Raw genomic sequence first — 15,886 nt, forward strand, 5'->3', positions numbered from 1 at the left:
GAGTGACGCAATTGGTGTGACGTATCATCACAACCATTGTTTGGATGCTGGTATACTTTATTCCAGAAAGCAAGCCCATCCTTCGGTTGCGTTGCAGCATAATTGGCATCCAGGACGTTGTTTCTCACGATGCGGGAAAGCAAAACGCCCGGCAGTTAGCCGGGCGCTTCGTCGTCAGGACGGTTGGGCGATTGCTTACGCCATCGACTTCGCCACCACGATCTTTCGCCAGGGTTTGAGCACCGCGATGGCAAGCACCGAGGCCAGGATGTTGGCGCCGGCAGCGATGATGAACACGTTGTCCCAATGGCCCGACGACTGCTGCATGTAGTTCGCGATCGGCACCAATAGCGCCGCGGTGCCTTTCGCGGTGTACAGCAGGCCCGCATTCGTGGTCGCGAACTTGGCGCCGAACGTGTCGGTGCAGGTCGAGGGGAACAGCGAATAGATCTCGCCCCAGGCAAAGAACACGAAGCCGGACAGGATCACGAACCATACCGGATCGTGGCCGAGCATGTAGAGCGCCCAGATGCCGAGGCCCTCCATCCCGAACGCGATGAACATCGTGTTCTCGCGGCCGATCATGTCGGAGATCCAGCCGAAGAACGGACGCGTCAGGCCGTTGAGGATCCGGTCGATGGTCGCGGCGAACGTCACCGCCGTCATGGTGATGCCGACCAGCGTCACCGGAATGGCGTCGACCTTCCAGTCGACGGCGATCGGCTTCAGGTTTGCCGTCACCATCAGGCCGCCGGCGCCGACGATCACGAACATGATGTACATCAGCCAGAAAATAGGCTGCCGCAGCACTTCGGTCGGCTGATAGTTGCGCCGGGTCTGGACCAGATTGGGGTTCTGCACCATCTGCGGCACCTGTCCCGCTTTCGGCGCGAGCAGAAAGAAGGCGAGGAGCACGATAACGATGCCCTGGCCGAGACCGAAGGTAAGGAAGGTGGCCTGGAAGCCGGAGTCCTTGATCATCGCCTGGATCGGCGCGACGGTCAGTGCCGAACCCGCACCGAAGCCGGCCGCGGTGATCCCGGCGGCGAGACCGCGTTTGTCGGGAAACCACTTCAGCGCATTGCCGACGCAGGTGCCGTAGACGCCGCCGGCGCCAATGCCTGCGACGATCATGCCGAGATAGTAGCCGTTGAGCGTGGTCGCCTGGGCGTTGATCGCCCAGCCGACAGCGCAGAGGATGCCGCCGATTAGCACGACGACGCGCGGGCCGTATTTGTCGACGAACCAGCCTTCGACCGGCACCAGCCAGGTCTCGAACAGCACGAACAGCGTGAAGGCCCACTGGATCGAGGCGCGATCCCATCCGAATGTCTTCTGGATGTCGGGGACGAAGAACGTCCAGCCGTATTGATAGTTTGCGATCATCACCATTGCGGCGACGCCGATCGCAAGTTGTGTCCAGCGATAGGTGTCGCTGACACGTGCGGCTGTAGCGGCCGTACTTGCCTGAACCATTTCCGACATTGCTCCTCCCAACGCGCGCTTATCGTCATTCTGTTTTGGCGCGCGCCGGTCAGGTTGGTATCCGATATGCCAAGATTCAACGCGGCGCGGGGCCGCGTGCGTTTTTGCCGCAGAGCTTGGACGGCCGCGTCGGAAGACTAGTTCAAGGCGAAAAAAATGGCCCCGGAAATTCGGGGCCATTGGTCGAAGGTTCAATTTTAGATTGTGTTTCGTAACGAAAGCCCGGCTGTAGCGCGCAAGACTCTCAAGGCATGATCCGGAAAACCGTGGGGCGCGTTGGCGCAGACATCACGCGCGGGCAGGAAACGAAACGCGATGATTGCTCGCGCCTTGGTGACGTCAGAGGCCGACGCGCGGCAGGTCGCCGTTGCGGTTGGAGATCTCCGCGCTCTTCATCAGCAGGCGGTCGATCGAGGCGAGCAGCCGGCCGAACAGGGTGGCCGACGGAGCGAGCGCGAGTGCGGTGGTCTTGGACATTTGGTGTCCCCTTATCCTGGAGGCCGGCGACGGGCCGGCTCATCATCTGGGGGCAATTTATGTATACCAGATGCCACGAACAACGGGCTTGTTTGCATGGCAGCATGAACGAGAGTGCAATGCAGCAATCGAACCTGATTGGCATGCCAGAAGGCTTCGTTTCCGCCGTAGAACCGCTGCAGAGCTCGGCCGGTTCGTATCGCACTTGCGTGTAACAAGCGTTTCATGTAACAAGTGTTACATATAACCAGCTCGCGCCGATACCGCGAGCCGTCAGGAGGCGCTCGTCATGCAATCTATTCCGTCGGCCAAGGGGGCTGCCAAGGGTGGGCACGCTTTATCCAGCCGTGTCGCCATCAAGGCGCTGCTCAAGAGCGTGGTGATCAACATGATCGCGCCCGCGGTCATCTACAGCGTGGCGGCGCCGCACTTTGCGGCCATGAGTCTGGCGCCGCTGGCCCTGTCGGGTACGCCGCCGATCATCTGGCTCGCCTACGGCATCATCAAACTCAGGGCGATCGACTTTCTGGGGCTGTTCGCAGCGGAGAACACGGTCGTCCGCATCGCCGCCCTGGCTCTGGCTCATTCCGAGCAACAGGCTCTGATCGGGCGTTCGATGGAGAATGTGTTCCTGGCGGCGCTGTTCCTGGCCTCGCTGGCCACTACCAAACCATTGGTGCTGCAGATGTCGCGTCAATTGCAGACTGGCAACGATCCGGCCAAGCGCGATGCTTTCGATGCCGCTGCGACCCGTCCGGCTGCGCTGAAGACCTACCAGACGCTCACGCTGGGGTGGACCTTCGCACTCCTGATCAAGGCGGCGGGGGCCTATCTCTTGGCCGCCAATTTCGCCACCAAGGATTATCTGCTGCTCTCGCCACTCTGGGACCTCGCCAGTGACAGTGTGCTGGTGACCTGGAGCATGCTCTATGGGCGGTCGCGACTGCGGCAGCGGCCTGCCGAAGATGTCGAACTCATCAGCCACAGCGGAGTAGCGCCATGACCGACGAAGAGTTGCATCGCCTGCTGATGGGTCGGCCCGGCTCTCGCCAGGTGCTGAATACGCCGGCCCTGATCCTCGACCTTGCCGCGCTGAAGACAAACATCGCACGTATGGCCGAATTCGCCGCCACCTCCGGACTGGCGCTGCGTCCTCACGTCAAGACGCACAAGAGCCCACACATCGCGCGGTTACAGATCGAGGCAGGTGCCATCGGACTGTGCTGTGCCAAGATCGGCGAAGCCGAAGTCATGGCGGAGCATGGCCTGACCAGTGGTCTGCATCTCACTTCGCCCGTAGTGCCGCTGCCGGCGCTGCAACGGCTGGTCGCCCTGAACCTGCGCACAGAGGATTTAAGCTGTGTCGTCGACCATCCAGCCAATGTCGAGGCGCTCGGCGAGGCGGCAAGGGCGTCCGGGCGTCCGCTCGGCGTGATGATCGATATCGATCCCGGCATTCGCCGCACTGGCGTCGGCAGCCCGGCGGCGGCGCTTCGGCTGCTGGAGGCGATCCGGCGCGAACCTTTCCTGCGCTTCGCCGGCGTGCAGTGCTACTGCGGCGCTCAGCAACACATCGAGAGCTTCGCAGCGCGCCGTCAGGCCATCGTCGAACGCAACGCATTCATCGCCGAGATCGTCGAGACGCTCGCCACAGCCGACGCCCGCCCGTCCGTGATCACCGGCGGCGGCACCGGGACCCATCGCATCGATGCCGAGCTCGGCTTGTTCACCGAGTTGCAGGTTGGTTCCTACGTGTTCATGGATCGCGAATATCTGGACTGTGACCTCGCAGGCGACGGCGGACCGTCGCCGTTCGAGACGTCGCTGATGGTGGACGCGCGCGTGGTCAGCGCCAACAGCCCCGGATTGGTCACGGTGGATGCCGGCTTCAAGGCCTTCTCGACCGACGCGGGCGCGCCGTCTGTCCTGGCCGGCGCACCCAAGGGATCCACCTACCGTTTCATGGGAGACGAGCACGGCGCCCTGTTGCTCCCTTCAGGCGTCAACCTGCCGCTCTCAAGCCTGGTCACCTTCGGCGTTCCGCACTGCGACCCCACCGTCAACCTTTACGACACCTATCACGTGGTCGAAGCCGACACCTTGTGTGCGATGTGGCCGGTCGCCGCGCGGGGCCGGTCTCGCTAGCTAGCTCTAGCTCGCGGCCCACCGTTCTCGATGGTAGGATCCGCAAGCTGCACAGCGTCGACGTCAACGAGCGAGCCGGGTGATGGACATCAATAGGATCAGGCGGAGACGCCCGCGCTGGAGCGGCAAACGTTCTTGCTCAGCGCGGGTGCATCATTGATGCCGGATCCCGTCGTGGATGCGATGGTCGAACATTTGCGCCTCGAGCAGGCGATCGGCGGGTATGGGGCCGCTGATCGCGAACACGCGCGGATCGACAGCGTCTACGCCACCGTTGCCGAGCTGGTGAATGCCGACCGGGACGAGATCGCGCTTGTGGAGAGCGCCACCGTCGGCTGGCAGCGAGCGTTCTATGCGCTCGATTGGCAGCCCGGCGACCGCATCCTGACAGGCCGCGCCGAGTATGCCGCCAACTATGTCGCGTTCCTCCAGATGAGCAGGCGTCGTGGCGTCGTCGTCGAGGTCATTCCGAGCGACGCTTTCGGGGCCACCGACCCCGAGGCGCTGCGTGCCATGATCGACGAGCGGGTCAAGCTGATCGCGATCACCTGGGTCCCGACCAATGGAGGCTTGACCAACCCCGCCGCGGCGATTGGAAGGATCGCGCGTCAGGCAGGGGTGCTTTATTTGCTGGACGCCTGCCAGGCGGTTGGGCAGATGCCGGTCGACGTCAAGGCCATTCAGTGCGACATCCTGGTCGCCAGCGGGCGAAAATTCCTGCGCGGACCGCGTGGGACGGGCTTCCTCTATATCAGGCGCGAACTGGCGCTCGGCCTCGAGCCCGCGATGATCGATCACTTCGCCGCGCCCTGGACTGCGACGAGCGACTATACGCTGCGGCCGGACGCGCGTCGGTTCGAGACCTGGGAAGCCAATTACGTCGACCGCATCGGGTTGGGCGCGGCCTGTCGCTACGCGCTCGCGATCGGCCTCGACGAGATCGCCATGCGTTGCCGGACGCTTGCCGAACGTCTGCGGGTCGGTCTATCCGGCCTGAAAGGGATCGCCCTGCATGATCTTGGCGCCGACAAGTCTGCCATCGTCAGCTTCACAATCGAAGGTCGATCGGTGCACGAGGTGCTGGACGGGGCTGCGAAGGCGAAGATCGTCATTGGCGCTTCAGCACCCGCAAGCACGCGTCTCGATTCGGATGCCCGAGGGCTTCCCGATCTCCTGCGGGCGTCGCCACACTATTTCAACCTGGAAGCCGAGGTCGATCGCCTCATCGATTTTTGCGCGTCCATGGGGCGGCAACAGCGAGGGGCGGGCGATCCGCGCTGAGACATGAGCATCGAACCAACCGGTGATCGGCGCACGGAACTCCTGGAGGCCATCGTCGATGTGCTTCTGGCGGACGGGATCGCCGACCTGTCGCTGCGGCCGCTGGCGGAACGTGTCGGCACCAGTGCTCGCCTCCTGATCTACCACTTCGGCAGCAAGGAAGATCTCCTGGCCGCAGCTCTGGCACAGGTGCGCGCCCGCATCGCCGGGGAACTGAGAGTGTTGGCGCAAACCGACTCGTCTCGTTCCATTGACGCTGCGCTGACGCGCTTCTGGGGTTGGGCGACTGCCGAACCCAATCAGAAATATTTCCGCCTTCTGTTTGAGATCGACGGCCTCGCGATGCACGACCAGCTGCGCTTTTCCACTCAGGCGAGGAATGAGAGCACGTCGGTCTGGTTGAATCTGATCAGGAACGTGGAGGCTTTATCCGGCCGGTCCTCGATCGACCCGCCAGGGCGGACGACGCTGATCTGGGCAACAATCGCGGGGCTGCTGCAGGATTTCCTGACGACCGGCGATCACGAGCGAACGACCGAGGCGTTGCGCCATTTTCTCAGCCTGATTGCTGATGATGAACGAGCCCGAGCCGATTAGCGAAGTCGCAACGGGAGGAGGAGCGGCTGGGCGGCTGCTGGTCGCGCAGTTCGCGTGACCTGGCGTCTTTTCGTCGCTCATGGCCGCCTTCTCATTGGGGCACGCGCTCCCGGCACGCGCCTTCGGGTATCCGGCGTTTGCCCAGCGGGCGATATTCTGGAATACGTCGCAGGCGAAGATGGCAACGCCGATAGCGGCGAGGGGGCTGATCCGACGCGCGATCGATCGCGGCGCGCAGCGCGACGTTGCCTTATGCAGACCAGGAGCAAGTCATGGCAAATCTCTCACTTCCCGGGAACCCGCGGTATCAGCCAAAGGACCTGCAATCGGTGTTCGGCTACGACAATCTGTTTCGGGCGATTGCCGAGGTCGAAATCGCAACGTTGAAAACGTTGGCCGACATCGGGATCATTCCCGAGGCCAACATCGGATCACTGACGCCTGCTGTTGAGCAGGAGCTGCTCGCCATTTCGACAAGCGAAGTGGATGATGTGGAACGCACGGTGACCAAGCACGACATTCGCGCTTGGATCCGGATCGCCCAGAGCAAGGTCGACCCGGGACTTCGGCGCTGGATACATGTTCCGCTCACCAGCTACGATGCGCTCGACACCGCCCGGGCTCTGCAGTTCGTGCGCGGACACGAGGTGGTCAAGCGGCTGACCGACAAGGTGATCGGTCACTTCGTCGAGCAGGTCGATTTGTTCGCGCAGCACGCCCAGATCGGCCGAACCCACGGACAGCACGCGTTGCCGATCACGGTCGGCTTCTGGCTTGCAACGATCCTCAGCCGGATTCTCGCCAACATCCAAAGTGCCAACAGTGCCGCGGACAAGCTGGTGGGAAAAATCTCCGGCGCGGTCGGCGTCTACAACGCGCAAGTGGGGCTGGGCATCGCGGCGCGCTGCGGCGACAAGACCTTTGAGGCGCGTGTGCTCGAAAAGCTCGGTCTCAAACCCGCGCCGATCAGCACCCAGATCCTTTCGCCGGAGCCACTGGCCGATTACCTGTTCGCCTGCGTCAAGCTGTCCGCCGCCTTCGGCCAGTTTGGTCGAGACGGCCGGCATTTGATGCGGACCGAGATTGCCGAACTCGGCGAACCCTTCGAGAAAGGACAGGTCGGATCGTCAACCATGGCTCACAAGCGGAACCCGATCAATTTCGAGAACCTCGAGGGCACCTGGATCAAGAACCAAGTCGAATTCGGCAAGGTTCTGGCGACGATGATCAGTGAGCACCAGCGTGACCTGGTCGGCAGCCCGATCGCGCGGGATTTCCCGACGATCGTGGTCAATCTGGTCAATCAGCTCAACACCCTGCTGCGCGAAGTCGGCGGCAAGCCGTTCATCTCGCGGATCTCGGTCGACGAAGCCTCGCTCAAGCGAAACTTCGCAGCCCAAGGCGATGCCATTCTGGCCGAGCCGATCTACATCGCGCTCCAGATGGCCGGCTATGAACGCGATGCTCACGAGCTGGTGAATCACGTCGCCATGCCACGTTCTGGACAGGGAGGAGTCTCGCTTCTTGAAGCGACGCAATGGGCGCTTGCGCAGCAGTCGGCGGATCAGGTGTGGAGCAAGATCCCGGCAGAGACGATCAGCATGCTCGGCAAGCCGGAGACGTATACTGGAGCCGCTGCAGCAAAGGCGCGTGAGATCGCGGCGAGTGCCGAGGCCTATCTCAAGGGGGGGTAGGCCTCGCGCGAACGAGGAAAACCGGGGCTACGACCCCGGCTTTCCTTTGGTGCGTCGGATCAGTTTGCCTTCATGTTGCCAGTGGCATCGTAGTCCTTGGACGGATTGTATCCGGACTCGCGCAGGTTCTCGAGGTGCGAATCGTGAGCACTGAGGACATCGGCGGGGAAAGCACCCTCGGCAGCGGGCGCGTTGGTGTCGAGGTGGTGGTGGTAGTGGTGCGTGACGTGGTGAGGGGTGCGGACCGACTCGGTTGCCATGGCAGCACCGGTGACGACGAGAGAGGCCGCGGAAGCGAGGATGAGAAGTCGCATGGTAGTCCTCCGTTTTTTGTTTTTGAACATCGGCACGACTACGCCACCTTGCGCAAAAAGTTCAGCCCCAATTCGGTAAACTTTACATCGCGGGCGCGTGACGGGATCGTGATGGATGCGACCTGAAACGGCGAAGCGCGAGGGCTGAGATCGTCGGCGTTGCTCGTTGCCACGCCGACGGCAGTGCCGGTGAGGTGAGGCTGCTGCCAATTGCGCAGCGGTCGCTGCAACCCTTCGCCGGCTTGCGGAGGAAACGATCGCTACGGAACCCGGCTCAGTTCCACGCCATCGACCACCATCTTCCACGTCCCTGCCGCTTGGTAGGGTGGTTTCGACACCTCGAATGTCGATGAGAAGTATGGAATGCCGACAACAAAATTGTCGCCCTCGAACCTCCGCAGCGGGGCGTTGATCGACGTCGTGATGCTGCCCTTGACGCGCTTGTAGCGGACGGACCCGTCCTGGGCGAGCAGCAGGCTCATCGTTTGCGATCGCCACTCACCGACATAGGCCGCCTTGTCGCTCGGCACCGGCTGTCCGCACGCCGACAAGGTCAACAAGACCGCGACGGGAATCACGAACCGAATGTGCTTGCTCATCTTGCTCTCCAGTCGGCGGAGAATCGGAACATCCCTAAAATGGGAGAGTACTGCAACATTTGCGTATCCAAAAAGACGTCCCGCCAAGCTCGGCGGCATAGGCCACGCAGAGCTACATTTGCGGGGATCTCGGCGAGCGATGGGCGATCTTGTTCTTTCAGAACACGCCGGTTCGCGCGCTGTCTGGCGTCCCCTGATGAGTGGAGGGGCAGCGAGCATCCGCCTTGGATTCAATTTCGCTTCGTATCCCTTGAACAAAAGGCCGCCAGAAACCGGCGGCCTTTCGTGCAGTTCGGATGTCGCGCGCTTGCTCGGCGGCCTGCTTGCGCGGCGGGTCGAGCGCGCCGGAATCGTGGATCCAGCACTGTCACCGCAACTCGTGCGGGCTGTCGTGTGCTGTCCAGGACAGACTACCTTCGCCCCCCACCTCTGATTCTAGCGCTCTCGCAGTCGAGCGCGATACGCGCTGGGCGTCACGCCATGATGACGTTTGAACGTGTTGGTCAAGGTCGAGAGGTTGCGGAAACCGGTGGCGAGCGCAACTTCGGCAATCGAGAGGTCACCCCGCCGCAAGGCTTCTCTGGCCCGCAACAGCCGGCGCTCGACCAGATAGCCATAGGGCGTCCGTTGCGTCGCAGCCCGAAAGGCGCGGATGAAGTGATTGGTCGACAATCCGGTCAAGGCCGCAAGGTCGGCAAGACTGATTTCCGAGGTGAGATTGGCCTCGACATAGTCGAGGACGACGCGTAGCCGACGTGGACTCAGTGGATGCGCCGACCCGAGATTCTCCGTTGCCTGGCGGCTGCGAAGCATCGCGTTCGAATACCAATGGACCAGGTGGCGAATCAGCAACTGTTGCGATTGAGCGAGCAGCAGCGAGTGCGCTTGATTATCAATGCCCCCATAGAGCTCGAATTCGGCGACGAGCATCGCAAAGTAACCCTGTAGCCACGGGTCTCGCATGGCGAACAGCGGATCGATATCGACCGTGGTCGTCCCGGCGAGGTTCTGCTGGGCATAGAGGTTGATCAGATCCTGATCCAGATAAAGGTGAAGCATCTCGAATATGCCGTTTCGCACGCTCTCCAGTTCCAGGTCATGAGGACGGAACGTGACTGAGCCGTGTTGCGACCCCGTACCCTGGCAGATTCCTTTGATGAACATCGATACCGAGGTCGAACCGCCGATGTGGTACATCAGGACGTTCTGGCCGAGCTTTCTCAGTCCCGTACGGGTCGCGGGCCGCCGCCATTTGGCGGCGATCATGCACCCATCCGCATCGGAAACGGCATAGTCCGGGCCCGTACCGGCGTTGCTGCCGAGATAGGCATCAAAGGCTGATTTCGGTTCGGAGCCGTGATCGCCCATATGCTCGTTCTCCACGGCGCTCGAGCGGTGTTGCCGCGTCTGCGCTGCAGCCTGCTCACGACAGTCGCACAAGCAGCAATCACACAAACGTTCGAGCGCGTGGAATTGGCCCACGCGCCCCTTGTTCGACGTCAGCCTACTGCAGGCAGAGTTCTAACGTCTAGTCAGAGAATCGCCTTGTCGAGGCGGCAGATGCTCCGAGCATTCACTTGCAGTCAGGCCAACGCTTTTGAAATCGAGGTTGGCGGTGTCTTCTTGCCCGAACACCGTTTTCACATCGTTGCAGGCAACCGGAAGACCCTGGATGGATCGTCCCGAACCGTCTCTGATGACGCCGGCTTGCAGGTTGCCGCCGCATGTAAAGCTGTTGGCGTCGTTGTTGCTGCCGAAGCCGCTATAGATCGCGGTCTGCGGGAACGGACATATCGGCCGGGTACGGCCTGGAACGAGGCCGTGTGAATCAGACACACCGAGAATGGTTTTCGGTACGACGTCGTGCTCAACCCAGTTCCTGAGCACGACGAACGGATCGTACCAGTACGGGCCGAATCCACCACCAATGTGTCCGGTCATCGGGGCGACAAACAGACGATACCAGGACTGCAACTTCTCATAATCCGCTGCTTTGGTGCCGCCGTACAATTCGGTCGCCACCCGGGCGTAGTAGTCGACGTCATGCCGCCAGCGGATCGCCGGATCAGCACTCCCGTGGAGCTGAATCACCTTGGTGCCGTGTTTCATTGCCTCCTTTAGGTCCGGATCCTGGTTGTCCGTGTAGAGATCGATCGGAGGCGCCCCAAGGTCGGATCCGATCCGCGAACCGACCGCAGCTTCCCGCTCGTAGGTGGTGGGAACGCCGGGGGATGCACACGCCGCCCACCCGGTGGCATTGGTGGCCCCCAACTCGAGCGACTCCTGATCGACGAACAGGCAGTTATTCGCCGGCCATGCGGCGTTGGCGTGATCGTACTGCACCACCTCCACCGTGCTCGCCGTCAAGGTGGTGGAATTGTACGAGGTGCTCTGGAATGTCCCCAACGCGTTTGTCGGGAAGGTGATGCTGATATCGTAGGGATACCAGATCCGCGCGCCGTGGCTGTTGCGCGGCCCGTCAAAGATCCGATCGAATGCCGCGGCCTGCCTGGCAGTGAGGCAAAGCGGCCGTGGCGGCGCGCCCGTTACGCCGCAGATGTTGGCCGCGGCAGTGAAGTGCATGGTGCAGACCCGCGGATCGGCGATGATGCCGTCGGCGACAGTGTCGGTGCCTTCGACGTCGCATGCCTTGACGATGGCATTGTAGAGGGCGGTCTGTTGGTCATTTGTCGGTAGTGCCGCGGCCCCATCGAGCTGGACCAGCTTGCGCAGGACGAGGGCCGGCCAACTGTCCGCGAGCCGGAACTGCTGCCAGCGATAGGCCGGCGCGCCGATCAGGAAGCCGTCGTAGTCGTCGCCATGGTGCTGCAGCTGGCCCATGCCCATGTTGCCGCCACCGGAACCGCCATTGTAGTAGTGCAGCTTCGGCTCCTTGCCGTAATAGGCCTTCGCGATGGCGTCGGCCCACTGCCTGCCATACCAGGTGCCGCGATAGATCCAGTCAGCGACCGTCCCGTAAGCAATCTTGTTGCGGTACGGGCTGTTAGGAGTTGAGACGATCGCGAAATTGGCGTTGCCGGGGGTACCCTGCGTGAAATAGCCGGCGTATTGCTCACCGGCGTCGGTGATCGAAGCGACGAAGCCTTGACGGATCGCGTAGGTGCTGTTGGCACCATCGAGACCCTCGCCGAAACCGGAGGGGTTGAGCGTTCCGGACTGCCCGGGGGCACCCATCGTCATGATGCCACCAGTCCAGGCGCCATTGACGGCGCCAAGGTTGGTGGGGCCCTGGTCGGCTGAATTAAGCGGCAGCGAGATCACGATCTCGATGGCCTGTTTCTGACCGGCATCGTAGGCCGGCTGCCCCCTTGGGACGCCCGGCGAATCCAAGCCGGGGCCGGCGTTATTCGGACCCTCGCCGCCGGGATAATAGACCAACGCAACCTGACAAAAGGCCGGCGTCGGCCCTATCGGCGTCGGCCGAAAGTTGAAGCCGGAGCCACCGGCCGGTTGCTCCGGTGCCGCGGGTACAATGCTGGCATACGGAACCGTGACGGTGCTGGTCCCTGGAGTGACGACGCCCTGAACGATTGCGCCCGGAAGCGTGTGCGGAACGATCGCTGCCACTTTGGTACCGAGATTGCCAAGGCAAGTCGGCAATGGCGGGGGTGCCGGCGGATTGGCGCTTGCGGGCATAATAGTTGCCAAAGCAACAATTAGCGCGGCGAAATGCAGCACTGCTGGTCTTTGCATGGTCTCCTCCCTCTCTTCTTGGTTTGGTAGAATCTGGTCGAGCAATCAGCGCTTGCGCACGAACATGTATCGGCTTGCCGCGCGCGCGTGCGAGAACGTCCCTACAAAATTTCGCTTCGGATTGTCGGCTTAACGATGTGCACGGCTATCACCGTACCGGCATGTGAAACAAACGTACGAGCGACAACAGGACGCTTGCAGGAGATCATCCGACCCATGCAACGGAAATCAACTCTTGGGGCAGACTCGCTCGAAGATTTGTGCGATTTTGTAAAACGTAACGGCGATTTTAGAAATCAATGGAATTGAGTAAGCGGGTTCGTCAGCGGAGTTCGCAACATCAGCCCCCCCTTTTGAGCCAAGAGCCTAGCTACTTTGCATGGGGTTGTTTTTCATTTTTTGGGTGAAAGCCTGCGACAGCATGGCATTCTCATACAGAAAGGGCCGCCTCGCCGGGCGGCCCTTTCGTCTCACTCAGAGCGGAGCCCTTACTCGGCCGCCTGCTTGCGCGGCGGATCGAGCGCGCCGGAATCGTGGATTTCGGCGACCTGGTGATCGCTGAAGCCGAGCACCTGGCGCAGGATCTCGTCGGTGTGCTCGCCGAGCAGCGGCGAGCGGGTCACCTCGCTCGGGGAGTCCGACAGCTTGATCGGGTTGCCGACCGAGATGTACTTGCCGCGGGTCGGATGATCGACCTCGACCACGGTGCCGGTCGCGCGCAGCGACTGGTCCACGGCCAGTTCCTTCATCGACAGGATCGGGCCGCAGGGGATGTCGTCCTTGTTGAGGATCTCCATCGCCTCGAATTTTGTCTTGGTCATCGTCCACTGTTCGATGCGGGCGAAGATCTCGTTGAGGCGCGGCAGGCGGGCCGGTGGCTTGGCGTAGTTCGGGTCGGTCTTCCAGGTCGGCTCGCCGATCACGTCGCATATCTTCTCCCACACCGGGGCCTGGGTGATGAAGTAGATGTAGGCGTTCGGATCGGTCTCCCAGCCCTTGCACTTCAGGATGCGGCCGGGCTGGCCGCCGCCGGAATCGTTGCCGGCGCGCGGCACGGCGTCGCCAAACGGGATGCCTTCGCCGAACTGGCTGTATTCCTTCAGCGGACCATGCGCGAGACGCTGCTGGTCACGCAGTTTGACGCGGGCGAGGTTGAGCACGCCGTCCTGCATCGCGGCGGTGACCTTCTGGCCCTGGCCGGTCATGGTGCGCTGATAGAGCGCGGTGACGATGCCGAGCGCCAGATGCAGGCCGGTGCCGCTGTCGCCGATCTGCGCGCCGGTGACCAGCGGCAGGCCGTCGCGGAAGCCGGTGGTCGAGGCAGCGCCGCCGGTGCACTGCGCGACGTTCTCGTAGACCTTGCAGTCCTCATAGGGGCCGGGGCCAAAGCCCTTGATCGAGGCCACGATCATCTTCGGGTTGAGAGCGTGGATCTTCTCCCAGGGAAAGCCCATGCGGTCGAGCACGCCGGGGCCGAAATTCTCCACCAGCACGTCGCAGCTCTTGATCAGCGCGGTCAGGACGTCCTTGCCCTTCGGGTTCTTGGTGTCGAGCGTGATCGAGCGCTTGTTGTGGTTCAGCATGGTGAAATACAGGCTGTCCACGTTCGGGATGTCCTGCAGCTGGCCGCGCGTGATGTCGCCGACGCCGGGACGCTCGACCTTGATCACGTCGGCGCCGAACCAGGCCAGCAATTGCGTGCAGGTCGGACCCGACTGGACGTGGGTGAAATCGAGAATGCGAACGCCCTTGAGCGCCTTGGTCATATCGTCTGCTCCGTACTCTGTCTTCCCCTGCACCCGCAGGGAGTGATGGGTTGAAAGGGGTGACTTACTTCTTCTTCTGCAGGACGCTTTGCGGATTGAGGTTGCCGATGCGGCCGCTCTCCGAGCCGGCGGCGGGGTCGATCACCGCGTTAATGAGCGTCGGCTTGCCGGAGTCCATGGCCGCGTTGACCGCGCGCTTCAGCTCGTCGGGCGAGGTGGCGTTGACGCCGACGCCGCCGAAGGCCTCCATCATCTTGTCGTAACGCGAGCCCTTGACGAACACGGTGGTCGCGGGATCGGCGTTCGAGGTGTTGACGTCGGTGCCGCGATAGATGCCGTCATTGTTGAAGATCACGATGCAGATCGGCAGTCTGTAGCGGCAGATGGTCTCGACCTCCATGCCTGAAAAACCAAAGGCGCTGTCGCCTTCGACCGCGAGCACGGGGTGGCCGGTTTCGATCGCAGCCGCGATCGAGTAGCCCATGCCGATGCCCATCACGCCCCAGGTGCCGACGTCGAGCCGCTTGCGCGGCTTGTGCATGTCGACCACGCCGCGGGCGAGGTCGAGCGTGTTGGCGCCCTCGTTGACGAAGATGGTGTCCGGACGCTCGGTGATGATGGTGCGCAGCGCGCCGAGCGCGCCGTGGTAATCCATCGGCGAGGCGTTGCTCATCAGCTTCGGCGCCATCTTGGCGACGTTGTCGTCGCGCTTCTTGGCGACGGTGGCGAGCCACTCGGCCGGCGCCGCAGGCCAGTTCGCGCCCATTGCGTCGAGGAAGGCGGCGACGCAGGAGCCGATATCGCCAACCACGGGAGCCACGATCTCTACGTTGGAATCCATTTCCTTCGGCTCGATGTCGACCTGGATGAATTTCTTCGGGGCTTCGCCCCAGCTCTTGCCCTTGCCGTGCGACAGCAGCCAGTTGAGGCGGGCGCCGATCAGCATCACGACGTCGGCGTCCTTCAGCACGGTCGAACGCGCAGCACCTGCGCATTGCGGATGCAGGTCGGACAACAGGCCTTTGGCCATGCTCATGGGAAGGAATGGCACGCCACTCTTTTCGACCAGGGTCTTGATAGCGTCGTCAGCCTGCGCGTAGGCGGCGCCCTTGCCGAGGATGATCAGCGGGCGCTTTGCGCTTCTGAGCACATCGAGCGCGCGCTTGACCGCCGATGGGGCAGGGATCTGCGCCGGGGCTGCGTCGATCACCTTGACCAGCGACTTCTGGCCGGCATCGGCGTTCATCACCTGGCCGAACAGCTTTGCCGGCAGATCGAGATAGACGCCGCCCGGGCGGCCCGACACCGCGGCGCGGATCGCGCGCGCCAGACCGATGCCGATGTCCTGGGCGTGCAGCACGCGGAACGCCGCCTTGCACAGCGGTTTTGCAACGGCGAGCTGGTCCATCTCCTCATAGTCGCCCTGCTGCAGGTCGACGATCTCGCGCTCGGAGGAGCCCGAGATCAGGATCATCGGGAAGCAGTTGGTGGTGGCGTGGGCAAGCGCAGTGAGGCCGTTGAGGAAGCCGGGCGCCGACACCGTGAGGCAGACGCCGGGCCGCTTGGTCAGGAAGCCCGCGATCGAGGCGGCATAGCCGGCGTTCTGCTCGTGGCGGAACGACAGCACGCGAATGCCCGCCGCCTGGGCCATGCGACCCAGATCCGTGATCGGGATACCCGGCACACCATAGACGGTGTTGATGCCATTGAGCTTGAGCGCATCGATGACGAGGTGGAAGCCGTCGGTCAGTTCTTGCTCGGTGTCCGGTGCCTCGGACTTCGCAGCGGTATTCAGCATCGGCTTCGTCTCCCTG

At 62.6% G+C, this 15,886-nt stretch carries 14 protein-coding genes; 5 read left to right on the forward strand and 9 right to left on the reverse strand.

The genetic code is table 11. From position 1 onward, the window contains the following. Positions 1-195: 195 nt before the first annotated feature. Together oxlT and UP10_RS45515 are read right to left on the reverse strand one after the other, a co-directional pair. Positions 196-1,485 carry an oxalate/formate MFS antiporter gene (gene oxlT, locus UP10_RS33905; RefSeq protein ID WP_044591546.1) on the reverse strand — a complete coding sequence of 430 codons (1,290 nt, stop codon included), beginning with the start codon at positions 1,483-1,485 and terminating at the stop codon, positions 196-198. A 339-nt stretch (positions 1,486-1,824) separates the two neighbouring features. Beyond that, on the reverse strand, positions 1,825-1,962 hold the full coding sequence (locus UP10_RS45515; protein ID WP_197086965.1) for a hypothetical protein: 138 nt from the start codon (positions 1,960-1,962) through the stop codon (positions 1,825-1,827). A gap of 289 nt (positions 1,963-2,251) precedes the next feature. Between UP10_RS45515 and UP10_RS33910 the strand changes: the two genes are divergently transcribed. The 5 genes from UP10_RS33910 (at position 2,252) to UP10_RS33930 (ending at position 7,679) form a co-directional block, all read left to right on the forward strand. Continuing rightward, positions 2,252-2,965 carry a VC0807 family protein gene (locus UP10_RS33910; RefSeq protein ID WP_044591547.1) on the forward strand — a complete coding sequence of 238 codons (714 nt, stop codon included), beginning with the start codon at positions 2,252-2,254 and terminating at the stop codon, positions 2,963-2,965. Continuing rightward, entirely contained in the window at positions 2,962-4,107 is a 1,146-nt protein-coding gene (locus UP10_RS33915) for a DSD1 family PLP-dependent enzyme (RefSeq protein WP_044591548.1), read from the forward strand. The genes UP10_RS33910 and UP10_RS33915 overlap by 4 nt, the downstream gene beginning before the upstream one ends. Before the next feature lie 159 nt (positions 4,108-4,266). After that, positions 4,267-5,388, forward strand: coding sequence for an aminotransferase class V-fold PLP-dependent enzyme (locus tag UP10_RS33920; protein ID WP_156180516.1), 1,122 nt, complete (start codon positions 4,267-4,269; stop codon positions 5,386-5,388). Between the two features lie 3 nt (positions 5,389-5,391). After that, entirely contained in the window at positions 5,392-5,985 is a 594-nt protein-coding gene (locus UP10_RS33925) for a TetR/AcrR family transcriptional regulator (RefSeq protein WP_044591549.1), read from the forward strand. A 272-nt stretch (positions 5,986-6,257) separates the two neighbouring features. Continuing rightward, positions 6,258-7,679: a lyase family protein gene (locus UP10_RS33930; RefSeq protein ID WP_044591550.1), complete on the forward strand. Its 1,422-nt coding sequence runs from the start codon at positions 6,258-6,260 to the stop codon at positions 7,677-7,679. A gap of 59 nt (positions 7,680-7,738) precedes the next feature. On the opposite strand, the gene UP10_RS33935 is transcribed toward UP10_RS33930, so the two are convergent. From UP10_RS33935 to oxc, 7 genes are all read right to left on the reverse strand, one after another. Continuing rightward, complete coding sequence (locus UP10_RS33935; RefSeq protein ID WP_156180518.1) at positions 7,739-7,993, reverse strand: hypothetical protein; 255 nt, start codon at positions 7,991-7,993, stop codon at positions 7,739-7,741. 38 nt (positions 7,994-8,031) lie between these two features. Continuing rightward, positions 8,032-8,223: a hypothetical protein gene (locus UP10_RS33940; protein ID WP_044591552.1), complete on the reverse strand. Its 192-nt coding sequence runs from the start codon at positions 8,221-8,223 to the stop codon at positions 8,032-8,034. Positions 8,224-8,253: 30 nt separating this feature from the next. Continuing rightward, the gene (locus tag UP10_RS33945; protein WP_044591553.1) at positions 8,254-8,592 is read right to left on the reverse strand and encodes a hypothetical protein; all 339 of its coding nucleotides are present in this window, start codon (positions 8,590-8,592) and stop codon (positions 8,254-8,256) included. Between the two features lie 435 nt (positions 8,593-9,027). Further along, on the reverse strand, positions 9,028-9,960 hold the full coding sequence (locus UP10_RS42315) for a helix-turn-helix domain-containing protein (protein ID WP_050043928.1): 933 nt from the start codon (positions 9,958-9,960) through the stop codon (positions 9,028-9,030). A 153-nt stretch (positions 9,961-10,113) separates the two neighbouring features. Next, the gene (locus UP10_RS33955; protein WP_210167987.1) at positions 10,114-12,351 is read right to left on the reverse strand and encodes a tannase/feruloyl esterase family alpha/beta hydrolase; all 2,238 of its coding nucleotides are present in this window, start codon (positions 12,349-12,351) and stop codon (positions 10,114-10,116) included. A gap of 443 nt (positions 12,352-12,794) precedes the next feature. Beyond that, on the reverse strand, positions 12,795-14,072 hold the full coding sequence (gene frc / locus UP10_RS33960) for a formyl-CoA transferase (protein ID WP_044591555.1): 1,278 nt from the start codon (positions 14,070-14,072) through the stop codon (positions 12,795-12,797). Positions 14,073-14,136: 64 nt separating this feature from the next. Then, complete coding sequence (gene oxc / locus UP10_RS33965) at positions 14,137-15,870, reverse strand: oxalyl-CoA decarboxylase (RefSeq protein ID WP_044591556.1); 1,734 nt, start codon at positions 15,868-15,870, stop codon at positions 14,137-14,139. Positions 15,871-15,886 lie beyond the last annotated feature (16 nt).

This window comes from Bradyrhizobium sp. LTSPM299 (genome assembly GCF_000938235.1).
In the GTDB taxonomy this organism is placed as follows: domain Bacteria; phylum Pseudomonadota; class Alphaproteobacteria; order Rhizobiales; family Xanthobacteraceae; genus Bradyrhizobium.